Origin of the sequence: Labilithrix sp. (genome assembly GCA_019637155.1) — a bacterium.
Classification (GTDB): Bacteria; Myxococcota_A; Polyangia; order Polyangiales; family Polyangiaceae; genus Labilithrix.
Genome location: JAHBWE010000005.1, coordinates 38,706 through 60,808 on the forward strand (window position 1 = coordinate 38,706; position 22,103 = coordinate 60,808).

A 22,103-nucleotide genomic window follows, 5' to 3' on the forward strand; every position below is an offset into this window, starting at 1 on the left:
ATGCGCACGGATGCACGTGTTCTCGTCGCTCGGTCACTGGCTCGAGCCGGAGTCCGGCGGCGGCGCGGGGGCGCCGTAGAGCGCGGCGTTCGTTCCGGGATCGGCGTCGGCGTCGGCGCCGGCGTCGGCGTGGATGGGGGGCCCGCCGTAGTGCGGGATGATCGACCCTTCGGGCTCGTCGGAGGAGCAGGCGATGGTGGTGCCGGCAGCAGCGGCGGAGGTCCCGAGCGCCAAGATCGCCGCGCGCGAGAAGCGCCCCACGAGCCGCCGAGGCGGCGGCCGATCGTCGAACGCGCCCGCGAGAGGCCGGGCGCAGAACGGGCACCGGGTTTCATCGATCCGAACGTGACGCGAGCATGACGGACACGCGGCGAGCGGGCTCATCCGCTCAGCCTATCGTCCCGGTACGGTGAACCGCTATCGACGCGTGGCGCAGACCGTGGCAGATCAAGCTTCGCAGCCGCTGCAGCGAAAGAGGTGGACGCCAAACGGCCTTCAACGTATCAAAACCATTCAATTTCGGGTCGATAGCTCAGTCGGTAGAGCTGCGGACTTTTAATCCGTAGGTCGCGGGATCGTTCCCCGCTCGACCCACCAGAAAGAGCGCTCCCGCGTGCGTCAGCGTGCAGCGGGGGTTCGTGCGGGGCAGGGGTTGGCGTAGGACTCGTCGGCGGCTTCATGGGCGAGCACGTTCGCGTTCGGGTGCTTCTTCGCGTCGATGACGTCGTAGATGCAGGCGTGGTCCCCTGCGATCTTCGAGACGACGAGCCAGTTGTTCTCCGCGTCGGCGTCCGGGCCCGTCACTTGGAAGAAGCGGAAGACGAGGCCGTGCACCTTCCGGTCGGGGCCGTGGACGCGCCAGTCGGCGGTCGGGCCGACGCGACTGAAGCCGCCGTTGCCGATAGCCCATAGGTTCAGGTCGGCCTCGGCCGCGCCGCGCTTCACGACGACGTTCTCGCGGAGGTCGCCGTGATGCAGGTCGAGCGAGTAGCCGCCGGTGCCCGTGCACGCCATGTTCGCCCAACCCTCATCGTCGCTCGAGGCGACGACGGGGCAGTCCTCGAGCGTGGTGAAGATGCTCGTCGCCTGCGGCGGCCGCTCCTTCGTCGGGCACTGGAAGTCGCGCGCGCCGTCGGCGATCTCGCGGGCGCGGACGTTCGCGTTCGCCTCGCCGCCATCGACCATGTCGACGATGCACGCGGCCTCTTGCGTGATGCGCGACACGACGAGGTAGCTCTTCTCGTGTCCTTCGCCGTCGCTCTGGAAGTAACGGAAGATGAGCGCGTACGGATCGACGACGCCCGGCGACGTCACCGGACCGCGCCACTCCGCCTTCGAACCGAGGCGCGAGAACGCCGGGAGGCGGCTCCACACCGCGAGGTCCATCGTCTTGTCGCCGGCCTTCACCTGCACGTTGCTGCGTGCGTCGACGTCCTCGACGAGCAGCTCGTAGCCCGGCATCCCCGCGCAGACCTCGCGGTAGAGCAGCATCTCCTCGCCCACGGGCGCGAGGTCGCGACAGTCCTTGTCCTCGAGCGAGGTGTACGCGCTCGAGGGCGCGGTCACGTCGGCCTCGGCGCCCGCCGTCCCGTCTTCCGACACCGCCGCGCAGCCCGTAAAAGCAATGGAAGCGAGCGTAAGGATGAAAGAAAACGAGGTGCGCATGGCGGAGGCTCCCAAGTGTGATGATGAATGTAAGTAAGCGGTCAAGTGGGATGCCTGCCTACAGCATCCTCCGTGCCGGATCGGAGGCGGGCCGTGGCCGATCGGCGCGCCTCGACGTGACGCGGACTTGGCCGCTTCGTTTGCGCAACCCGCGACGACGCTTGCGCAAGCGCGTTGCGCGAGCTGGGGGGACTTCGTGCCAGTACGCGCGACTCGCCCGTCCTCGCCGTCCGCGGGCGCGGTCCAGCGCGCGTCGGTTCAGTGGGCGGGGCGATGGGAGGCCGCGATCACTTGAAGCCGGTGAGGTGGACGACGTACCACTCGCCGCGCCATGAGATGAGGGACGAGATCTCGAACGTCCGCTCCTTGCCGTCGATCTCGTAGACGATCTTCGAGCCGAAGACGCGGTAGTAGCCGAGCTTGTTGTACTCCTCGTCCACGTCGACCCAGCGCGCGCGCTCGTCGGGGACCTCGAAGCGCACCATCTTCGCCGACGACGCCTTGTCCCCGAGGCGCTTCGCGAGCCCGTGGATGTCGCGCTTGTAGGCGCTGACGAGGCGGCGGCGCCAGTCGGCCGACGCGTGCGAGATCGCCTTCACCTGCTCGTACGCCGTCACCGGGAAGAAGAACGGCATCCCGCGATCGGGATCGTCGTTCACGATCGCGTCCCAGAGCGTCGCCGCGCGCGCATCGAGCGCGGGGCTCGAAGGCGCGGGGCGATCCTTCGTCTGCGGGAGCGTCCCGGGATCTACCCCGGAGTCGAGGAGCGCCGCGATGCTCGCCGCCGTCGCGGCCGCGTCCGCAGCGCCCCCCGCGTCCCCATCCCCGTCCGCGCTCGCGAGCGACGCCGACGCCGACGCATCCTCGCCCGCCGCCGTCGCTGCGATCGGCCCAGGCAGCGGCGCGACCGCAGCGTCAATCCCCACCGGCGTCGGCGGCGCCGTGCGCGCACACCCAACCAACGCGACGACGAAGACCACGACCCACGAACGCATGCGGCCGCGACCATACCAGAGGAGACGAGCCAGAGGGCGCGACGACGTGCGCGTCGGGGTGGCCTCGTCTGTGAGCCGTCGACCTCGGGGGCCGCTCGTTTCGCGGGGCGAAGTGTGGGGGGAAACATGCTAGGAAGGAGCGTCATGACACGCGCTTCTCTGCTCGTCGCTGCCGTCGTTCCTGTTGTTGTGCTCGCCGCAGCTTGCAAGGAAGACCCGCCGCCCGCGACGCCGATCGCGCCCGCGCAGGTCGTGGGGCAGCCCGCGCCGAGCGCGTATCCCGCCGACTACCAGCAGCAGGGCTACCAGCAGCCGGGCTACACGCCGACCGCGCCCGCAGGCTCGACGCCGCCCGGACAGATGGCGACACCCGGACCGACCGCGCTCGCTTGCTCGAACGACTCGCAGTGCATGACCCATCGCTGCAACCTCCAGCATCAGAAGTGCGCGTTCCCCTGCGTCTCCGATGCGGACTGCATCCAGGGAACCACCTGCTTCGTCGCCGGTGGACCCACCGCGATCTGCATGCCGAAGCCGGGGCCCTGAGCTACGCCTCGAGCTGCAGCAGCTCCTTCGGGAGCGTCTGACGCGTCGTGAGGAGGTCCGCCCATGGGTCGGCCTTCCGCTTCGCGACGATCGCGGGCACCGTCGCGATCGTGAAGGCGCGCGGATCGATCGCCCGGAGCTCCTTCCACGAGACCGGCAGCGCGACGGGGAGGCCGGGGCGCGCGCGCGCGGAGTAGGGGAGCACCGCGGTCGCGCCTTCGGCGTTGCGGAGGTAGTCGATGAAGACCTTCCCGACGCGGTGCTTCTTCGCCATCGTCGCGACGTAGCGGGAGGGCGCGGCCTGCGCCATCAGCTCCGCGATGCGCTGCGAGACGCGCTTCACCGTCCCCCAGTCGTAACGACGCGCGAGCGGGACGACGACGTGGAGGCCCTTGCCGCCGGTCGTCTTCACCCAGCTCTCGAGGCTCAGCGTCTTCAGCGCGGCGCGCAGCTCGTAGGCGGCGAGGACGACCGTCGCGAAGGGGAGGGCCTCGTCGGGATCGAGGTCGAGCACGATCCAGTCGGGGCGATCCCACCGCGGGAACGTCGCGCCCCAGCCGTGGAGCTCCATCGTGTTGTTCTGCGCGAGCAGGACGAGCTGGTTCGCCTTCGTCACGTAGAGCGCCTCCTCGCCCGCGATGACCTTGCTCGACAGCTTCACCCCGTCGATCCCCTGGCCCGAGTGCTTCTGCACGAAGCAGCGCACCTTCTTGGGCTGCGCGCCGTCCGGACAGCGGAGCATCATGAGCGGACGCTTCGCGACGTAAGGGAGCTGCACCTCGGCGATCGCGCCCGCGTAGCGCGCGAGGTCGAGCTTCGTGAGCCCGCTCGACACGTCGATCACCCGCTCGGGGTGGCTGATGACGACGCCGTCGACGCGCGGCTTCGCCGTGTCGGCCGCCTTCTTCCGCGCGGCGTGCGAGGCGTGCGGGGCATGGGCGGCGTGGGCGCTCTTCGGCGGCGGCTTCGCGACCTCGAGCACGACCTCCTTCGGCGACTTGTCTTCGCGGAGGCCCTCGAACGCGGGGTGGCGGAGCGCGCCGTCGCTCGTCCACTCGCTGAAGCGGACCTCCGCGACGAGCTTGGGCGCGACCCACGTAACCGCGCGCGTCCGCGGCGCGTTCGCGACCGGCGGCTCCTTCACCACCATCTTCGAGAGGCGCTTCGCGAGATCGGCGAGCGTCTCGTTCGAGAAGCCGGTGCCGACCTTGCCCGCGTAGCGGAGGCCCGAGCGCGCGTCGTCGTGCACGCCGAGGAGGAGCGCGCCGATGCCGGTCCGCCCGCGCTTCGGCGGCGTGAAGCCGACGATGACGAGCTCCTGACGCTTCTGGCATTTGACCTTGATCCAGTCCTTTACACGACCCGAGCGGTAGGGCGCGCCGGCGCGCTTGCCGATGATCCCCTCGAGGTCGAGCTTGCACGCTTCGCGGAAGAAGGCCTCGCCGTCCGAGACGTCGTCGCTCATCTTGAGCGGCGGCGCCTCGCCGGCGAGGACCGTGCGGAGCTTGTCCTTCCGCGCCGTGAGCGGCTCGCCGGTGAGGTCGGCGCCGTCGTAGAAGAGCAGGTCGAAGACGAAGTACACGAGGCGGCCTTGCTCCGCCGCGTCGCCGGAGGCGAGCGCGTTCTGCAGCTCCTGGAAGCTCGTGCGCCCGTCCTCGAGGACGTAGGCGATCTCGCCGTCGAAGACCGCGCTCTTCGCGCGCACGCGGGAGAGCGCGTCCGCGACGTGGGGGTACTTGCTCGTCCAGTCGAGGCCGCGCCGCGACGCGAGCTTCACCGCGCCGTCCTCGAGCCACGCGAGCGTGCGGTACCCGTCGTACTTGATCTCGTAGATCCAGTCGCCGTCCTTCGGCACGTCGCTCACGAGCGTCGCGAGCTCGGGCGCGATCGAGCCGAAGGCGGGCAGCTTGGACGCGGCTCTCCCCTTCACGAGGTCGGCGATCGTCCGTCCCGTCAGCACGCTCTCGGGGCGCTCGGCGGTGATGTCGCGCTTCGGGACGGCGTGCTCGTCCGTCCGCTTGATGAGGAGCCACGACGGCTTCTTCGCGTCGCCGCGCGTGCGGACGAGGACGTAGCGGCCCGCGACCTTCTCGCCGTGGAGGACGAAGTCGAGGTGCCCCTTCTTCATACCCGCGCGCGGATCGCCGATCGGCTCCCACGTCCCGCGGTCCCAGACGATGACGGGCCCGCCGCCGTATTGCCCCTTCGGGATCGTGCCCTCGAAGTCGCGGTAGTCGATCGGGTGGTCCTCGGTCTCTACCGCGAGCCGCTTGTCGTGCGGATCGAGCGACGGTCCCTTCGGCACCGCCCACGAGAGGAGCACGCCGTCCAGCTCGAGGCGGAAGTCGTAGTGGAGCCGCGTCGCGTCGTGCTTCTGGATCACGAACGAGCGCCCCGACTTCGTGCGCGCGATCCGCCCCGACGGCTCGTCCGTGACGTCGAAGTCGCGCATGGTGTTGTAGCGCGAGAGCGAGCCTTCGTTGTCCCGCTTCATGCCGATTTCCTCCGCGTGTAGGCGCCGCGGACCTCCCCGACGCCGCGCGCCGCCGCGGCCTCGGAGCGCAGCTTGCGCGGGCTCTTGCCGTGCGGCCGGCGTCGAATGCCGGGCGCGCTGTCGTCGACGTCGCGAAGGTCCGCCGCCTTGGCGCTGAGTCGTAGAGCGGAGCGCCGCAACATGTCAGGCCGCCTTCTTCCTTCGCGTCGCGCGCTTGGCGGTCGCCTTCCGCGGGCGCGTGCGCGCGTCGTTGGCGGCGGCCCCGCTGCCGACGCTCTTCTTGAGGAGGTCGAGGAGGTCGACGACGTCGTGCGCGACGGTGCCGGTCACCTTCGCGTGGCGCTCCTTCGCCTCGCCCTTCTTCGCCTTCTCCTCGATGATCTTCATGACGTCGCGGTAGTAGGCGTCCTTGTATTTCTTCGGGTCCCAGTCGGTCATCATCCCGTCGATCAGTAGTGAAGCCATCGCGACCTCGCGCGCCGTGATCGCCTCCTCGTCCGTCTTCGACGGCAGCGGCATGTCGTTCACGTCCTTCAGCTCGTGGCCGAAGCGGAGGACCTCGAGGAGGAGCGCGTCGCCGGCGGGCATCACCGCGACGAGGTGGGCGCGCGTGCGGAGCACGAACGTCGCGATCGCGGCGGCGTTCTTCTTCTGCAGCGCCTCGCGGAGGAGCACGTACGCCTTCGCGGCGCGCTTCTGCGGGACGACGTAGTACGGCGTCTCGAAGTAGACGGGGTCGATCCGATCGACCGGCACGAAGTCCTGGATGTCGATCGTCTGGGTCGCCTTCACGTTCGCCTTCGCGAAGTCCTCGGGCTCGACGACGACGTAGCTGTCCTTCTCGATCTCGAAGCCCTTCACGATGTCCTTCCACGCGACGGGCTTGCCCGTGCTGGAGCTCACGCGCTCGAAGCGGATCGGGGCGAGGTCCTTCTTGTCGAGCATGCGGAAGTGCAAGCTCTCCTGTCGGCTCTCTGCGGTGTAGAGCGACACGGGGATCTGGAGCAGGCCGAAGCTGATCGAGCCCGTCCAGATGGACCGGCCTGCCCCAGGCGAGGCTTTTTCGTCCGTCTCGTCGTTCGTCTTCTTCTTCGGAGCCGCGCGTCGTGCCGCCATGCGGGGGCGACGTTGCAGCCGACGTGCCGGCGCTCAGTATTGCGTCGTGAACGTGTCCATCTTCGAGGACGAGGGCCACGAGAGGCGGCGGACCGCGCCGTCGATGCAGCCGGCGACGCCGGCGTTCGACGGGTTCGTGATCACGGTGACGCCGACCGCGCGGCCGTTCTTGATCGCGACCCTGACCGTGACCTTCATGCTGTCGGGGGTCCCGCACGCGCCGAGGAAGCCGCCGCCGCGCATCGGTCCCGAGATCTGGCCGTCGGTGAGATCGGGGCCGCTCTTCGCGCCCATCGTGATCTCCTGGTTGTTCGACGCGAGCGCGGCCTCGTAGCTCATGCCGCCGACGTAGCCGCCACCTCCGCCGCCGCCACCCCCTCCGCCGCCGACCGGCTTCTTCTTGCCCTTGAGCGCGCCGCCGCCGGAGAGGTCGACCGCGCTCGGATCGTCGCCGAGCTCGCCGCTGTCCTTGCGCGAGCCGACCGTCTTCACGACGAAGAGGACGCCGACCGCGAGGAGCGCGATGGCGCCGATGATGCCGATGAACAGCTTCGCGCGGCCGGAGGTCTTCTCCGCCTTCTCGATCTTCGCGACCTCTTTCTTCTCCTGCGCGATGTCGCGGTGGAGGCGCGCGTGCTGCGCGAACGGCGCGAACTCCTCCCACTCGTCGATCGTCTTCGCGCCGCCGGTGAGCTCGTCGCGGAGCGTGTCGCCGCCGACGAACTTGTGCGACGCGATCTGCTGGAGGAGCTCGACCGCGTTGAACGGCCCGTGGTCCATGCGCGCCTTGTTGACGACGTAGCGCGGGCGCGGATCGGCCTCGAGGCGCGCCTTGAGGCTCGCGAGGTGACGCGTCGGATCTTTCGCCGCCGCGATCGCCATCGCCTGCGTGGCCGCCGCCTGCGCCGCGGCGGAGGCCGCGGCCGCGCCGCTCTGCGGCATCACGATCTGGAGGTTGTCCCCCGACCCCGGCGGCATCGGGATGTTCGAGTCGCGCTCCGGCGGCATGATCGAGAGCCGGATGTCGACCTCGAAGTTGTCGCTGCGATCGAGCTTCGACACGTCCGCGTCCGGCGGCGGGATGCTCTTCATCGGCGCGAGGTGATGCATCGCGGCCGCGAGCGCGCCGAGGTCGTCGGGGCGGTGCGAAGGATCGGCGACGAGCGCCTTCGCGAGGAGGTGCTCGAGGGCCTCGGGGAGCTTCGGATCGACGTCGCGCGGGCGGCGCATGCCGGGGCCGACCGGGCTCCCGCACACCGCTTCGTAGAGCATCGCGCCGACCGCGAACACGCTCGCGCGCGCGCCGCCGGGGCCGTTCGCGCGGAGGACCTCCGGCGCGAGTGCGGCGCGATCGCGCGGGTCCTTCGGGTTCACCGCGAGCTGCGGGTTCAGGCGATAGAGCCCGTCGGGGCCCTTCGCGATCGCGGACGGATGGACGTAGAAGCTCTCGCCCTTCGCGTGGCGCTCTTTGAGATCGACGCACACGGGCACGATGACGGCGATCGCGTCGTCGAGGCCGAGCCGCTGATCCTCCGCTCTCCGTGAGTCGATGATGGCGCGGAACGTGACCGGCGCGTTGGCTTGCACGCCCTTCGAAGCAGGCGCGGCGACTGCAGACATAGTCCCAACCGTACCCGAAGGGCGATCCGTCGCTCAATACGGCGGCGAGCGCGCGCTTTCCTTCTGCCGACGCTGAATTCTTTTTGGACGGAACGCGCGCGGTCAGCGGCCGCGAGCGACCTCGGCGTTCAGGACGCGATCGCCGACGTTCACGCCGATGAGGGCCTTGATGGCGTCGTCGGCGCGCTCCTTCCGGATCCCGACGAAGGAGATCCGATCGCGAAGGCGCACGTGGCCTACATCGGCGTCACCCAGGCCTGCCTTCTCGGTGACGAGGCGCTGGAGGTCGTCCTGGCTCAGGCCGTCGCGGCGGCCGACGTTGAGGAACACGTTCGTGAACGCGGGATCGTCCCCCTCGCGCGGCTCCTGGTGCTCGGAGCGCTCGGCGCGCTCGGAGCGCTCGGAGCGAGAGGCCGGCTCTTCTTCCGCGCGCGGCTTCGGGAGGCGACCGGTGAACGCGATCGTGGGCTCGTCCTCGATGTGGTACGCGGGCAGTGGACGGTTCATCTCGATCGTCTTCGCGTCGGCGCCGGCGTCCTCGTCGACCTGGACGCGCGCGCGCCCGCGACCACGATCGCGCCCGCGCTCACGTTGATCGCGGAGCGCCTCGCGACCCGACGGACCGAGGCCCGGCTTCGTGCCGGCCTCGTCGAAGAGCGGCGCGTCGTCGTCCTTCTCCTCCGGCGGCTCCCAGCTCGAGAGCTCCTTCACCGGGCGGCGCTCGCGGCGGACCTCGCTCGGCTCCGCCGTCGCGGGACGCGGTCCGCGGTCACGATCGCGATCCCGATCTCGTCCGCGCGCGGGGCGCTCTCCGTCGCGGAGCGTGCGGGGCTCGCGGTCGCTGCGCGCGGGGCGGTCGGTCCGCTCGCGGATCTGCGGGGCGGGGGCGGGCGCGGGGTGGGGGACGATCGGCGGCGGGTTCTTCGCGCGCCGCGCGTCGGCGGCGTCTTGCGGGGCGGAGGCGCCGAGGTGATCGGCGAGGAGGCCGGCGATGACGACCTCGGCGCGATCGTCGGTGAGGAGGCGGCGCGCGACGGCGAGGTGCTGCGCGTCGGCGGTCTTGCCGGCGTACGCGTCGGCGAGGAACGCGATCATGTCCGCCTCCGCGCGCGTGCGGAGCTCGCCCGCGGTCGGGAGCATCCGCTCGATCGGGCGGATCTTGTACGTGAGCCGGAGCATGTAGAGGTGCCCGACGTCCTTCGGTCCCACGATCGAGATCGCGGTGCCGGTGCGCCCCGCGCGGCCGGTGCGGCCGGTGCGGTGGACGTACTGCTCCGCCGACTCGGGGAAGTCGGCGTTGATGACGTGCGTGAGGTGCGAGATGTCGATGCCGCGCGCGGCGACGTCCGTCGCGACGAGGAAGCGGAGCTTGCCCTCGCGCGTCGCGGCCATGACGCGCTCGCGCTCGCGCTGCTCGAGGTCGCCGTTGAGCCAGTCGGCCTCGTAGCCGGCGCGCTTCAGCGACTCCGCGAGCGACTCGGTCTCGCTCTTCGTGTTGCAGAAGACGATCGCGCTCTGCGGGTCCTCGACCTCGATGATGCGGTTCAGCGCGGACCGCTTGTCGCCTTCGCGAACGAGGTAGACGTAGTGCGTGAGCTCGAGCGCGCCGATCTGGTCGCTCGAGAGCGTGATCCACTCCGGGTCCTTGAGGTGGTTGTTCGCGAGGCGCTCGACGTCGGGCGGGAGCGTCGCGCTGAAGTAGAGGCCCTGGCGGTCCTTCGGCAGCGTCTCGATGATCGAGTTGAGCTCCTTCTGGAAGCCCATGCTCAGCATCTCGTCCGCCTCGTCGAGGACGAAGATGCGGATGTCCTCGGTCTTCAGCGTGCCGCGGCGGATGTGATCGAGGACGCGGCCCGGGGTGCCGCAGACGATCTGCGCGCCCTGCTCGAGCGCCTCGACCTGCCGCCCCATCGGCGCGCCGCCGTAGATCGCGATGATCTTCGTGCCGCGGAACTGCGAGAGCTGCTCGAGCTCGCGCGAGACCTGGAGCGCGAGCTCGCGCGTCGGCGTGAGGATGAGCGCCTGCACCGAGGCTTGCGATTTGCGCACGAGCGCGTCGACGATCGGGAGGCCGAACGCGGCGGTCTTGCCGGTGCCGGTGCGGGCCTGCACGACGAGGCTCTTGCCGCGGCTCGCGGACTCGAACACGGCGAGCTGTACGGGCGTGGGGTTGACGTAGCCGAGCGCGTCGACCGCCTTGCGGATGTCGGCGCCGAGCGCGATCGCGTCGAACGTCGGCGCGGGTGCCGCTGCTTTGTCGGCCGTAGTTTCCTGCGTCATTTTAGGGGACCCTTATAAACGACCGTGCGCTCTGCCGCACAGGCCCAATCTCGGACGCGGCGCGGACGGCGTGGGACTCTGCGGCGCGGTCGTAGCGACGAACTGCGGCGACGGCGTCCACGCCGCTCGGATCTTCGCGGCAGATGCCGTCGAGATCGACGCCTTCGCTCTTGCGCGTCGCGGCGTAGCGAGCGCGCGCATCTTCGGCGTCTCCGGCGGGCGCGGCGGCGGCGCGGGCGCGCTCGATCGCCGCGATTTCCCGCTCGATCGCCGCGCCGCACGCCTCCGCGACCTTGGGGTAGGTCGCGGTTCCGCCGAAGAAGATGGTCTTCGCGACCTGCCAGACGTTCGACGACACGAAGACCGCGACGACGACCACGAAGAGGCCGTAGACGACGCGCGACACCTGTCTTCGAGTCACGGTGGGGGTCTACTCGGGTATCGTGCTCGCCGCAATGAAGACGCTCGCCGGGAAGGTCGCGATCATCGAGGGCGGCGGAGGCCCCATCGGCCGCGCGGTCGCGCTCGCGCTCGCGGCGCGTGGCGCGAGCGTGGTCGTGTGCGGTCCCGAGGAGCGCGCGCTCGGCGAGACGGTGGGCGAGATTGCGTACGGGGGCGGAAAGGCACGTCACGTGGTGGGCGACCTCGCGGCCGCGACCGCCCGCGCGGCGGAGGTCTTCGGCCCCGTCGACGTCGCGATCGCGACACGTGCAGACTGCACGCTTCCCGACGTCGCGCGCACCGTCGTGGTCGCCGCGACCGCGACGCCGGCGGGGAAGACGAACGCGGTCGTACCGGGTCCGGACGTCGATCCCGACGACGTCGCCGAGCTCGTCGCCTTCGTCTGCGCCGCCCGCATGAAGGGCCGCCGCATCGCGCTCGACACCTGAGGCGTTCACGGCACGTGGGGTGCACACCCTGCGCGCATGAAGGTCTCTCGTTTCGCTCTTGGTCTCGCGCTCGGCAAGCTGGTGCTCGAGCTCGCGGGTCTCCGCAAGCGGACCCAGCTCCGCGGCGCGACCGCGGTGGTGTGCGGCGCCTCGCGGGGGCTCGGCCGCGCGATCGCGCTCGAGCTCGTGCGTCGCGGCGTCGACAAGATCGCGATCTGCGCGCGGACGGAGGAGGACCTCGACGCGTTCGCGGCGGAGCTGGTCGAGCGGGGCGTGCACGTGGTCGCGGAGCGCTGCGACCTCTCGAGCCCGGGCGAGGTGGAGCGCTTCATCGACGACGCCGGCGTGGAGCTCGGCCCGATCGACGTGCTCGTCACGAACGCGGCGACGATCACGGTGGGCCCGATCGGCGCGTGGACGAGGGCGGACTTCGAGGAGGCGCACGCGAACGTCTTCCGCTCCACCTTGCACCCCGTGCTCGCGGTCGCGCCGCTGATGCGCGCGCGAGGGAAGGGGACCATCGCGATGGTCACGTCGATCGGCGCGCGCGTCGGCGTCCCGCACCTCGCGCCGTACTGCGCGGCGAAGTTCGCGACGATGGGCCTCGCGGAGTCGATCCGCCCCGAGCTCGCGCTCGACGGCGTGAACGTGCTGACCGCGGTGCCGGGGCTGATGCGGACCGGCTCCTTCAAGCACGCGCAGTTCAAGGGCGATCATGACCTCGAGTACGCGTGGTTCGGCGCCGCCACGTCCCTCCCGCTCGTCACCATCGACGCCGACCGCGCGGCGCGACGCATCGTGAGCGGCATCGCGCGCGGCGCGATCGAGGTGTCGTTCACGCCGGAGGCGCGCCTCTCGCCGGCGGTGCGCACGCTGATGCCGAAGCTGTGGACCGAGGCGATGACGCTGGTCGCGCGGATGCTGCCGCGCGCGCCGGTGGCGTCGCCGACCGCGACGGAGCGCAAGCCGGGCACGACGATCGAGCGCGAGTCGACGAGCCCGGTCGTCGCCGCGATCCGCCGCGCGGGCCAACCTTACGCGGAGCGCCACGCGCAGACGTAGCCGCGAGCGACTTACGCGCGGAGGCGAGGGCAGACGCCACCACGCGGCGCGGACCAGCGGAGCGACGGACGAGCAGGCAGACTCTCCGTCGCTCCGCAGGGGCCCGGTTCGCCGCGCTCGAGCGCCGGGCTGGCGCCGCTCCGCTTGACCCCTGGGCGCGTTCACCCCATAGTTCGTTCAAATCTTTTTGAAACTTCCGGAAGTTGCTGGCAAACGCTCGTAACTGCGGCGGTTTTGGAAGGTGCGGAAACGACCGATGACCCTCGCCAGCGCCCTCCCGATCCTGCAAGAGACCGCGCAGCCGGCGCTCGTCGGCGCGCTGCCGGCGGAGCGCGTCGCCGAGATCCGGTCGTTCGTCGCGCGCGAGATGGCCGAGGTCGAGGAGCTCCTCCGCCGCCGCGTCGCCGGCGGCGTCTCGCCGGGACGCGAGTCGGCGCAGCACCTCGTCGAGTCGGGCGGCAAGCGCGTCCGCCCGCTCGGCCTCATGCTCGCCGCCGCGTGCTTCGGCACCATCGACGCGCGCGCGCGTGACCTCGCCACCGCCGCCGAGATCGTCCACATGGCGACCTTGCTCCACGACGACGTGATCGACGACGGCGATCAGCGCCGCGGCCGTCCGACGTCGCGCCGCGTCTGGGGCAACGCCGTGAGCGTCCTCGCCGGCGACATGCTCCTCGTCGAGGCGCTCCGCCTCGCGAGCCTCGGCGCGGGGGCGAGCGACACCGCGACGTGGACCGAGCTCGTCGCGACGCTCGGCAAGCTCGTCGACGGCGAGATCGTGCAGCTCCGCGGCCGCACCGCGGTGAGCCTCGAAGAGGCGACCTACTTCGAGATCGTGCGCGGCAAGACGGCGTCGCTCTTCGAGTGGTCGCTCCGCGCGGGCGCGCGCTCGGGCGGGGCCCCGAGCGAGGCGATCGACGCGCTCGGCCGCTTCGGCGCGTCGCTCGGCGTCGCGTTCCAGCTCGTCGACGACCTCCTCGACTACGACGGCGATGCGGCGAAGACGGGGAAAACGCTGTTTGCCGACCTCGCGGAGGGGAAGGTGACCCTGCCGCTCATCCGCGCCGCGGCGATGACGGGGAGCGACGTCGCGTCGCTCGTCGGTCGCGTGCGGGCCGGCGACGCGGACGCGGCGCGCGATCTCGGCGTCCGCGTCCGCGAGTCGGGGGCGTGCGAGAAGGTCCGCGCGCTCGCGCGGGCGGAGACGGATCGCGCGCTCTCGGAGCTCGCGATCGTGCGGCGCTGCGCGGCGAGCGAGGCCCTCGCCGACGTCGCGCGCGGCCTCGCCGCAAGGGTGTCGTGACCTCCTCCGAGCACAAGCTCTGGCCGAGCGAGGCGGCGGTCAGCGACGTCGTCGGCCGCCTCATGGAGTTCTGGGGCTTCAAGCGGAACATGGGCCGCATCTGGGCGGTGCTCTACCTGTCGCTCGAGCCGCTCAGCGCGGAGGATCTTCGTCAAGCCCTCTCCCTTTCCAGCGGCGCCGTGAGTATGACGCTCAACGAGCTCTCGCGGTGGGGCGTCGTACGCAAGGTCTGGGTTCAAGGTGAGCGAAAGGACTTCTACGCGGCGGAGGTGCAGCTGTGGCGCATGATCTCCCGCGTCTTCAGCGAGCGGGAGAAGACCGAGATCGTCACCGCGATCGAAGCCTTCGAGAACGCGCTGGAGGAGGTCGGGAGGCTCCGCCACTCGCCGGATCCGAAGACGCGCGCGCGCGCGGAGCTGCAGCACGAGCGCATCCAGCAGCTCCTCGAGCTCGCGCGCCTCGGCAAGCGGCTCATCGAGACGCTCCTCGCCACCGCGAAGATCGACGCCGAGCCGCTCGTCCGCTTCCTCTTGCGGCAGCAGCCTGCGCAGCCCTCGTCGCACTGAGCGCGAGCCCGCGCGCGTCGGCGCAGCCCGCTCCCGACGTCCGGATCGAGAAGAACGACTACGCGCTCGAGCTGTTCCAGGGCCCGCTCCTCGCGCCGGGACGCATCACCGGCCTCGCCGGCGCGACCGCGGCGACGGCGGAGGCGCTCGAGGGCGTCTACAACAACGCCGCCGCGCCGGCGGTGCGCGAGGCGCACAGCGTCGATCACTTCGAGTGGGAGCCCACCGCCGGGATCTCCTTCCCCGGCGCCTTCGGCGGCACCGATTTCAACAACCGCGGCGAGCGCGGGATCGAGCGGCAGATCGAGCGGAACCGCCAGGCCGGGATCGACCGTCCGCCGACGGTGGAGACGACCGATCGCTTCCTCTACTTGAACGCGGGGCTGTGGGGGCAGATCGGGAGCTTCGGCCTCACCGTCACTGCCGACGCGCTCACGTACGACGTCGCGGCGGTGAGCTCCGACCAGGCGTCGCTCCAGGTCGGCATCGCGCGCTTCCACGCGGTCGGGGCGTACGGCTTCATGCGGAACCAGCTCTGCGTCGGCGCCGGCGTGCGCATGGCGTACATGGGCATCCAGGAGAAGGGCGGCGGCGAGACGAGCACCGTCATCTCGATGTTCGGGGTCGCGCCGCAGGCGGGGCTCATCGTGAAGCCGGAGGACAAGCAGTTCCGCGTCGGCCTCACCGCGCGCGCGCCGGTCTCCGCCGCGAGCAACTTCAGCATCGAGAGCCTGATCCGCGAGCAGCAGGTCGACGGCACGACGATCCAGAAGGTCGGGCGCACCTCCTTCATCTCGCCGACGAAGGTCGTGCAGCCGTGGGAGATCGAGTTCGGCGTCGCGTACCAGCTCGGCCCGCGGCCGCTCAACCCGCGCTGGATCGATCCGCACGACCACGAGTTCGAGCTGGAGCGCGCGATCACGGAGGCCCGCGCGCTGCGCGTCGAGAACCAGCGCGCCGTGATCGCGCAGATGCCGAGCGCGACGCCGTTCGATCGCTTCGAGCGCGCGCGCCGCCTCTCCGAGATGGCGAAGGAGGAGGTCGCGATCCGCGAGGTGGAGGACGCCGAGCTCAAGGACGCGAAGAAGAAGCTCGAGCTCGAGCGCCAGGCCCGCTACATGAACTGGCCGCGCGAGCGCGTCACCCTCCTCGCCTCGGTCCTGATGACGGGCGCGAGCGAGCAGGCGGTCGCGCTCGAGGGCTTCATCGATCAGCGCCGCGAGCTCGTGGGGCAGCGGGTCACGATGACCCCCCGCTTCTCGGTCGAGAGCGAGGCGGTCCCGAACCTCTTGAAGACGCGCGCGGGCCTCTACGTGGAGCCTTCCCGCTTCCGCGACGGCACCTCGCGCGAGCACTTCACGGTCGGCGTCGACGTCCGCATCTTCGAGTGGAGCGTGTTCGGCCTCTTCCCCGATCACCAGTGGAAGGTGAGCTCCTTCATCGACATGGCCGAGCGCTACCAGAACTTCGGCTTCAGCGTCGGCACCTGGCACTGACACGTTCGCGCGCGACCGGCGTGTGCCTGGCGAGCGCGCCGTCGTCGCAGCGCGCGACTACGTGCCGTGAGACGCGACATCGATCGTCGCGTGCGTCGTACGAACGAGCGGGGAATTCACGCTGCGCCGCGCTCGGCACGGCGGGTGCTTGTCGACCGGCGCATGAGCCTCCGACCGAACCCTCCGCGCCGGCGCTCCGAGACCGCGAAGGTCCTCCTCCTCACGTCCGCCGCCCTCGCCGCGAGCGTCGTCCTCGCCGGTGTCCTCGCCGTCGCCGTGCACGCCCTCCACGGCGTCATCGGAGACGACGTCATCGCCTCGACCGACTGAACGCGCGCCGCGCTTCAGAGGTTCTCCGCGAAGAACGACGCGATGCGGGCCGGCATGTACGCCCGCGCGGCGGGGATGCGCAGGCCGTGCCGCTCCCCCGGCAGCACGAGGAGCTCGAAGCGCTTGTCGGCCGCGATCAGCGCGTCGACGAGGCGAGCGGTGTTTGCATAGTGCACGTTCTCATCCATCATCGCGTGGGTGAGGAGGAGCTTCCCCGTGAGGCCCGGCGCCTTCTTCGCGAGGTCGGTCGCGGCGTAGCCGTCCGCGTTCGTCGCCGGCGTCTCCATGTAGCGCTCGGTGTAGCCCGTGTCGTAGAGGCGCCAGTCCGTCACCGACGAGCCCGCGACGCCGGCCTGGAAGACGCCGCCGCCCTCGAGCATCGCGAGCGCCGCCATGAATCCCCCATAGCTATGCCCGTAAATGCCAATTCGCGAGGCGTCGACATAAGGCAATGTCGCGAGCCACTTCGCGGCGGCGATCTGGTCCTCCAATTCGTATTTGCCTAGTTGCTTGTGCACCTTCTGCGCGAACGCGCGGCCGCGGCCGCCGGTGCCGCGCCCGTCGACCTGGAAGACCACGAAGCCGCGGTCGGCGAGGTGCTGCCACAAGAGCCGCGGCGACCAGTAATCCATGACCGACTGCGACTCCGGCCCGCCATAGACCACCACGACGACGGGATGACGCCCCGTCACGTCGCGCGGCGTGAGGAGCGCGCCGTTGAGGAGCGTGCCGTCCGCGCCGGGGACCTGCACCAGCGCGGCGGGGCGGATGCCGAGGCCCACGATGTCGGGATCGAGCGGCGCGGGGCGGAGCTCGCCGAGCGGCTTGCCGTCCTTGACGACGACGGAGGCGGGCGGCCTCGTCGCGGACGAGTGCACGTCGACCCACGTCTTGCCGGTCTCGTCGACGCGGACGGAGTGCACGCCGGGCTCGCTCGTGAGGCGCACCACGTCCGCCTCGCCGTCGAGGCGCGCGGCGTAGAGCTGCCGCTGGAGCGGCCCGTCCTTCGTCGCGGTGAAGAGCACGCGCCCGCCCGCCTCGTCGAGCCCGACGATCGCGTCGACGTCCCAGTCGCCCTTCGTCAGCGTGCGGATCAACGTGCCGTCCTTCTGGCTCCGCAGCTCGATGTGGCGATGCCCCGTCTTGATCGACGTGAACAGCACCTGCGCCGACCGCTCCAGCACCCGCGCCGGCGAGAAATGCACCCACGCCGGGCTCGTCTCGCTCGCGATCTCCGTCGACTTGCCCGTCGCCGGCTCCACCCGGATCAGCGCGAGCTTCTTCTGATCGCGCGGCATCGCTTGATGGAAGAGCGCGCTCCCGTCCTCCGCCCACGTGAAGCGGCCGACGTACCGCTCCGCCTTCGGATCGGCCGGCGGCGTGATCCACGTCGTCCTCTTCGTCGCGACGTCGAGGATGCCGGCGCGCACGCTCGGGTTCTTCGCGCCCGCGCGCGGGTAGCGCTGCAGCATGAGGTCCTCGCCCTGGCCGCGCCAGCCGAGGACCGGGATCTTCTCGACCGGCCGCTCGTCGACCTCGAGGTAGACGAGGCGGTCGCACTTCGGCGACCAGAAGTAGCCGTGCGGCTCGCCGAGCTCCTCTTGCCCCACGTAGTCCGAGAGGCCGTGCGTCACGCCCTCCGTCGCGCCGGTCGTGAGCTGGGTCTCCTTCCCCGACGCGACGTCCACCATCCAGAGCTCGCTCTTCCGCACGAACGCGACGCGCGCGCCGGTGTCGCACGGACGCGCGTCGATCTCCGGCTCCGGCGTCTTCGTGAGCTGCTTCACCTTGCCGTCCGCGGCGCGGACCCAGACGTCGCCGCGCCGCGGGACGACCATCACCGGCGCGCGCCGCGCCCAGACGTACGAGGTGATGCCCTCGCTCCGATCGCGCTGCCGCTCGCGGCGCAGCTCCTCCTCGCGCGAGCGCGTCTCCGCGTCCGCGCCGCCCAGATCTTTCGCGCGGAGGATCACGTCGCTCTTGCCGGCCTCTAGGTCGTAGGCGAAGAGCGACATCGTCTCGTCGCCCGACTCGCTCGCGAGGAACGTGATCGTCTTGCCGTCCGGCGCGTGCGCGGCGGAGCGCGGGACGCTCCACCCCGGCTCCGGGATCTTCGCGATGCGCTGGAACGCGATCTTGCTCGCCGACGCCGGCGCGACCTGGAAGCGCTCGATCTTCTTCGGCACCGGCTGCGGCGCGTCGTGCATCGCGCGCAGCACGGACCGCGGCTTGCCGGACGGAGCGGCGGGACCCGCGCATGCGACGACGAGCGGGAGGACGAGGAGCGAGAGCCTGCGCATGCAGGCCGGTTTACTTCAGTTGAGCTGGTGGATCGACGCCTTCTCGGCGGGATCGCGATCGAGGAACACGGTCGTGATCTCGCGCTCGAGGCCGGCGGAGAGCTCGCTCTCGAGGCCGAGCGCGGAGCCCGCGCCGCGCTCGACGTTGCGCTGGTAGATGAAGAGGCGCGCCTGGAGCTGCCCCTCCGCGCCGTCCTCCGGCGGACGCGCGTCGAGCAGCACCATCGCGCGCGGATCGACGCCGTCGACGACGAGCTCCGCGCCCGGCACGTCGACGATGTACACGTCGGCGTCGCGGACCCAGCGCCCCAAGAGCGCGTCGAGCCCCTGGATGACCCGCTTCACGAGCTGCGCGAACGCGTCGGGGGAGGGGGCCCACGCCGGCGGCGGCTTCGTCATGTCGAGCGCGCGCGAGCGGAGGAACGCCTCGACCGCGCCGCGCGTGTCGCCCGCGTCGTCGCGGAGGAGGCCCATGTAATAGTGGGCGTCGGAGTGGGTGGGATCGGTGCGGACCGCCTCTTCGATGAACGGCGCCGCCTTCTGCGTCTCGCCGAGCTCGTAGTAAGCGCGGCCGATCAGGAAGACGTAGCTCGGGTTCTCGAACGGTGGATCGGGGAGTCGCGCCATGCACCTCTTCGCCTCTTCGGTGTCGCCTTTGCCGAGGAGCGCGTCGACGCGGAGGAGCAGGCAGTCCGCCATCTCCTCCTTCGTCTCGGCGTAGTCGAGCGCGTCGTCGCAGAGGTTGATCGCCTCGTCCCAATCGCCGAGCGGGTGCATCAGCACCTCGGCCGCGTTGAGCATCGCCTCGAGGTACGTCTCGTCGAGCGCGATCGCCTGGCGGTAGTGCTCGAGCGCCTCGTCCGACTCGCCCGCGAGGGCGGAGGTGTAGCCGAGGAGGTTGTGGACCTCCGGCGACTGCGGATCGATCTCCAGCGCCCGCCGCGCGCACGCGTTCGCGCCGGCCGCGTCGCCCTTCTGGGCGAGGTCCCATCCACGATCGAGATGCGCCGAGAGTTGGTCCATGTCGTCGTGTGCCGGTGGTTTTTGCCGAAGGCGGCGGGTGCGTCAAGCATATGCTGCCAATCGATGCGCGTGGCGCGATCTCTCGTTCTTCTGCTCGCTTTCGTCCTCGGAGGCTGTCTGCCCGTCCGCTACATCACGCAAGCGGCAGCGGGGCAGGATCAGCTCAACAGTGCCGGCATCGAGATCGCCGAGATCGTCGAAGGCGAGCACCTCGACAAGCGGACGCGGGAGCTCCTCGCGCACGTCGCCAGGATCAAGGCGTTCGGCGAGCGCTACGGCCTCAAGCGGACGAAGAACTACGAGCGCTACATCGACATCCGGCGCCCCGCGGTGGTGTGGGTCGTCTCGGCGTGCCATCCGCTCGCGTTCCGGCCGCAGGTCTGGAAGTTTCCGATCGTCGGCTCGATCACGTACACGGGCTGGTTCGACAAGAAGGAGGCGCAGGCCTACGGCGCCGAGCTCGCGCGGCGCGGCTGGGACGTCGACGTGCGGCCCTCGCCCGCGTACTCCACGCTCGGCTGGTTCGACGATCCGATCCTCTCGACGATGATCTCGAGCGAGGAGGACGCGCTCGGCGAGCTCGCCGACACGGTCCTCCACGAGACGCTCCACGCCACGTTCTACGTCCCGAGCCAGAGCACGCTCAACGAGAGCGTTGCCTCGTTCTTCGGCGACGAGCTCGCCGCGAAGTACCTCGACGAGGCGGTCGGACCGGACTCGGTCGAGAAGAAGGCGTTCCTCGAGCACCGCGCCCGCAGCGCCGAGCGCGGCGCGCTGATGAAGCAGGCCTACGACGAGCTCGCGAAGCTCTACGCCGATCGGAAGCGGCCGAAGGAGGAGCGCCTCGCGGAGAAGAAGCGCATCATCGCGGAGCTGAAGGCGAAGACGAAGTCGAGGCGCGCGATCAACAACGCGAGCCTCATCCAGATGAAGACCTACGGCTCGGGCAAGCCCCAGCTCCGAGAGCTCCTCCAGCAGTGCGGCGGCGACTACCCGCGGATGCTCCGCACCCTCGATCGCCTCCGCGCCACGAGCAAGACGGCGCCCCCGCACTCGGACCCGGGCGTCCTCCTCCAGCCGCTCCTCGCCGAGGGCGGCTGTCCATGAGGTGACTCACGGACAGTCGTCGCCGGCGGGGACCGCGGTGTCGCTCTCGCAGCGAGGCGCGATCGGCGCGCCGGCCTCGAACACGCCGAGCGTCGCGATCGGGTACGCCTCGACCCTCATCCCGGCCGAGAGCGCGTCGCAAGGTTGCTTCGGCTCGGCGTGGTCCTGGCTGTCGGAGCGGATGTCGCGCGCGTCGCAGATCTCCTTCTTCACCGCGCCATAGATGATGCGCGCGGTGGAGTCGTCGTCGCAGAGCGTCTTGTCCACGAGGCCGCTCCCGTCCTTCACGTAGATGGTGCGGACCTGACCGAGGAAATCGGACGTCTTCCAGCGGCCGGCGACGACGCCGCGGACGAGCGACGGCCCGCCGTCCGCGGTCGTCACCTCCGCGGTGAGGATCGCGTCGGTGAGCGTCATGTCGAACGGCTTCGGATCGTCCGAGAGGAGGATCGGCAGCGTCGCGCTGCTGAAGCGCGCGACGAGGTGCCCGCCCGTGATCCACGCGGTGTCGGACTTCACGCGCGACGCGCCGGCGCCGGGCGCGACCTCGAAGCGCGCGTCGAGCACCCAGCGGTCGTCGAAGTCGCCCGTCGTACCGCCGTCGTCGCGCGGGAGGATGCCGATCGCGGGGAACACCTCGATCTGGAGCGCGTCGTCGTCGAGCTGTCCGTTCCACCCCGTGACGCGCAGCACGGCGCCGTAGCGTCCCTCCCGGATCCCGTCGTTGATGCTCTCGGCGCTGAGGAGCTTGCTGAAGCCGCCGATGTACTCGATGAGGCTGAAGCCCGCGTTGTCGAGGCCGGCGGTGGACTTGTCGGCGGCGCTCTTCGCGAACGTCGACTCGAGCACCGCCGTCGTGCACGTGCTCGTCGCGATCGTGGGCGAGCACGCGCGATCGAGGTTGTAGCCCGGCACGTCGGGGCGACCGCCGTCGACGTCGACGCCGAAGTCGAGGAGCCTCAGCGCGAGGATGAGCGGCGGCGCCGTCCCCGCCGCGGCGTCGGCGGGCGGACCTACGATCCCGATCTCGCCGCACGGGCCGGGCGCGCCCTGGTCCGCGGCGGAGGAGTCCTGGATCGCGGCACCATCAGCCGCGTCGACGCCGGCGTCTTCGAGCGGGAGGCCGTCCTCGGAAAGCCGCTCGAATCCGAGGATCGCGGCGCACGACGCCGCGCCGGCCGCGAGGAGGGTCGTCGCGAAGGAGAGGAGGCGCCTGCGCAGCACGCGCAGAGCTTAGCGCATCTGGATCGGGAGACGCCCAGGATCATGCGTAAAAACAAGCCTTTCCGTGAATTCGCGCTATGGTTTTC

At 70.7% G+C, this 22,103-nt stretch carries 20 protein-coding genes and 1 tRNA gene; 9 read left to right on the plus strand and 12 right to left on the minus strand.

The annotated features are described in order from the left end of the window. Positions 1–33 precede the first annotated feature (33 nt). Positions 34–261, minus strand: coding sequence for a hypothetical protein (locus KF837_11115; GenBank protein ID MBX3227860.1), 228 nt, complete (start codon positions 259–261; stop codon positions 34–36). A gap of 260 nt (positions 262–521) precedes the next feature. Here KF837_11115 and KF837_11120 point away from each other — a divergent pair. After that, a tRNA-Lys gene (locus KF837_11120) sits at positions 522–597 on the plus strand. 21 nt (positions 598–618) lie between these two features. Here KF837_11120 and KF837_11125 read toward each other — a convergent pair. Both KF837_11125 and KF837_11130 read right to left on the minus strand, forming a co-directional pair. Continuing rightward, positions 619–1,602 carry a hypothetical protein gene (locus KF837_11125; protein MBX3227861.1) on the minus strand — a complete coding sequence of 328 codons (984 nt, stop codon included), beginning with the start codon at positions 1,600–1,602 and terminating at the stop codon, positions 619–621. Positions 1,603–1,952: 350 nt separating this feature from the next. Further along, the gene (locus KF837_11130; protein ID MBX3227862.1) at positions 1,953–2,660 is read right to left on the minus strand and encodes a hypothetical protein; all 708 of its coding nucleotides are present in this window, start codon (positions 2,658–2,660) and stop codon (positions 1,953–1,955) included. Between the two features lie 144 nt (positions 2,661–2,804). Between KF837_11130 and KF837_11135 the strand changes: the two genes are divergently transcribed. After that, positions 2,805–3,206, plus strand: a complete 402-nt coding sequence (locus KF837_11135; protein ID MBX3227863.1) for a hypothetical protein — start codon at positions 2,805–2,807, stop codon at positions 3,204–3,206. A gap of 1 nt (position 3,207) precedes the next feature. On the opposite strand, the gene ligD is transcribed toward KF837_11135, so the two are convergent. The 6 genes from ligD to KF837_11165 all read right to left on the minus strand — a co-directional run bounded on the left by ligD (position 3,208) and on the right by KF837_11165 (position 11,137). Next, the gene (gene ligD, locus KF837_11140) at positions 3,208–5,700 is read right to left on the minus strand and encodes a DNA ligase D (protein ID MBX3227864.1); all 2,493 of its coding nucleotides are present in this window, start codon (positions 5,698–5,700) and stop codon (positions 3,208–3,210) included. Next, positions 5,697–5,882 carry a hypothetical protein gene (locus KF837_11145; GenBank protein MBX3227865.1) on the minus strand — a complete coding sequence of 62 codons (186 nt, stop codon included), beginning with the start codon at positions 5,880–5,882 and terminating at the stop codon, positions 5,697–5,699. The genes ligD and KF837_11145 overlap by 4 nt, the downstream gene beginning before the upstream one ends. A gap of 1 nt (position 5,883) precedes the next feature. Continuing rightward, entirely contained in the window at positions 5,884–6,816 is a 933-nt protein-coding gene (locus tag KF837_11150) for a Ku protein (GenBank protein ID MBX3227866.1), read from the minus strand. Between the two features lie 33 nt (positions 6,817–6,849). Further along, positions 6,850–8,436, minus strand: coding sequence for a hypothetical protein (locus tag KF837_11155; protein ID MBX3227867.1), 1,587 nt, complete (start codon positions 8,434–8,436; stop codon positions 6,850–6,852). Positions 8,437–8,538: 102 nt separating this feature from the next. Further along, positions 8,539–10,716: a DEAD/DEAH box helicase gene (locus KF837_11160; protein MBX3227868.1), complete on the minus strand. Its 2,178-nt coding sequence runs from the start codon at positions 10,714–10,716 to the stop codon at positions 8,539–8,541. A 1-nt stretch (position 10,717) separates the two neighbouring features. Next, on the minus strand, positions 10,718–11,137 hold the full coding sequence (locus tag KF837_11165; GenBank protein ID MBX3227869.1) for a hypothetical protein: 420 nt from the start codon (positions 11,135–11,137) through the stop codon (positions 10,718–10,720). Positions 11,138–11,171: 34 nt separating this feature from the next. Here KF837_11165 and KF837_11170 point away from each other — a divergent pair, with 34 nt between their 5' ends. From KF837_11170 to KF837_11195, 6 genes are all read left to right on the plus strand, one after another. Continuing rightward, entirely contained in the window at positions 11,172–11,606 is a 435-nt protein-coding gene (locus KF837_11170; GenBank protein ID MBX3227870.1) for an SDR family NAD(P)-dependent oxidoreductase, read from the plus strand. Between the two features lie 36 nt (positions 11,607–11,642). After that, the gene (locus tag KF837_11175; protein MBX3227871.1) at positions 11,643–12,668 is read left to right on the plus strand and encodes an SDR family NAD(P)-dependent oxidoreductase; all 1,026 of its coding nucleotides are present in this window, start codon (positions 11,643–11,645) and stop codon (positions 12,666–12,668) included. Positions 12,669–12,924: 256 nt separating this feature from the next. Further along, a complete protein-coding gene (locus tag KF837_11180) occupies positions 12,925–13,971 on the plus strand; it encodes a polyprenyl synthetase family protein (GenBank protein ID MBX3227872.1) in 1,047 nt (348 codons plus the stop codon). Next, positions 13,968–14,537, plus strand: coding sequence for an ArsR family transcriptional regulator (locus KF837_11185; GenBank protein MBX3227873.1), 570 nt, complete (start codon positions 13,968–13,970; stop codon positions 14,535–14,537). The genes KF837_11180 and KF837_11185 overlap by 4 nt, the downstream gene beginning before the upstream one ends. 182 nt (positions 14,538–14,719) lie before the next feature. Further along, positions 14,720–16,033, plus strand: a complete 1,314-nt coding sequence (locus KF837_11190; GenBank protein MBX3227874.1) for a hypothetical protein — start codon at positions 14,720–14,722, stop codon at positions 16,031–16,033. A 162-nt stretch (positions 16,034–16,195) separates the two neighbouring features. Then, positions 16,196–16,363 carry a hypothetical protein gene (locus KF837_11195; protein ID MBX3227875.1) on the plus strand — a complete coding sequence of 56 codons (168 nt, stop codon included), beginning with the start codon at positions 16,196–16,198 and terminating at the stop codon, positions 16,361–16,363. Positions 16,364–16,377: 14 nt separating this feature from the next. On the opposite strand, the gene KF837_11200 is transcribed toward KF837_11195, so the two are convergent. Next, the gene (locus KF837_11200) at positions 16,378–18,663 is read right to left on the minus strand and encodes an alpha/beta fold hydrolase (protein MBX3227876.1); all 2,286 of its coding nucleotides are present in this window, start codon (positions 18,661–18,663) and stop codon (positions 16,378–16,380) included. A 15-nt stretch (positions 18,664–18,678) separates the two neighbouring features. Then, the gene (locus KF837_11205) at positions 18,679–19,686 is read right to left on the minus strand and encodes a tetratricopeptide repeat protein (GenBank protein MBX3227877.1); all 1,008 of its coding nucleotides are present in this window, start codon (positions 19,684–19,686) and stop codon (positions 18,679–18,681) included. A gap of 69 nt (positions 19,687–19,755) precedes the next feature. Between KF837_11205 and KF837_11210 the strand changes: the two genes are divergently transcribed. Next, a complete protein-coding gene (locus KF837_11210; GenBank protein MBX3227878.1) occupies positions 19,756–20,793 on the plus strand; it encodes an aminopeptidase in 1,038 nt (345 codons plus the stop codon). A gap of 6 nt (positions 20,794–20,799) precedes the next feature. On the opposite strand, the gene KF837_11215 is transcribed toward KF837_11210, so the two are convergent. After that, entirely contained in the window at positions 20,800–22,017 is a 1,218-nt protein-coding gene (locus KF837_11215; protein MBX3227879.1) for a hypothetical protein, read from the minus strand. Between the last annotated feature and the right edge of the window lie 86 nt (positions 22,018–22,103).

Bases quoted from the DNA above. Each gene is read 5' to 3' on its own strand.
- KF837_11130 (MBX3227862.1), bottom strand. From the start codon at position 2,660: ATGCGTTCGTGGGTCGTGGTCTTCGTCGTCGCGTTGGTTGGGTGTGCG.
- KF837_11135 (MBX3227863.1), top strand. From the start codon at position 2,805: ATGACACGCGCTTCTCTGCTCGTCGCTGCCGTCGTTCCTGTTGTTGTG.
- ligD (MBX3227864.1), bottom strand. From the start codon at position 5,700: ATGAAGCGGGACAACGAAGGCTCGCTCTCGCGCTACAACACCATGCGC.
- KF837_11145 (MBX3227865.1), bottom strand. From the start codon at position 5,882: ATGTTGCGGCGCTCCGCTCTACGACTCAGCGCCAAGGCGGCGGACCTT.
- KF837_11150 (MBX3227866.1), bottom strand. From the start codon at position 6,816: ATGGCGGCACGACGCGCGGCTCCGAAGAAGAAGACGAACGACGAGACG.
- KF837_11155 (MBX3227867.1), bottom strand. From the start codon at position 8,436: ATGTCTGCAGTCGCCGCGCCTGCTTCGAAGGGCGTGCAAGCCAACGCG.
- KF837_11160 (MBX3227868.1), bottom strand. From the start codon at position 10,716: ATGACGCAGGAAACTACGGCCGACAAAGCAGCGGCACCCGCGCCGACG.
- KF837_11170 (MBX3227870.1), top strand. From the start codon at position 11,172: ATGAAGACGCTCGCCGGGAAGGTCGCGATCATCGAGGGCGGCGGAGGC.
- KF837_11175 (MBX3227871.1), top strand. From the start codon at position 11,643: ATGAAGGTCTCTCGTTTCGCTCTTGGTCTCGCGCTCGGCAAGCTGGTG.
- KF837_11180 (MBX3227872.1), top strand. From the start codon at position 12,925: ATGACCCTCGCCAGCGCCCTCCCGATCCTGCAAGAGACCGCGCAGCCG.
- KF837_11195 (MBX3227875.1), top strand. From the start codon at position 16,196: ATGAGCCTCCGACCGAACCCTCCGCGCCGGCGCTCCGAGACCGCGAAG.
- KF837_11200 (MBX3227876.1), bottom strand. From the start codon at position 18,663: ATGCGCAGGCTCTCGCTCCTCGTCCTCCCGCTCGTCGTCGCATGCGCG.
- KF837_11205 (MBX3227877.1), bottom strand. From the start codon at position 19,686: ATGGACCAACTCTCGGCGCATCTCGATCGTGGATGGGACCTCGCCCAG.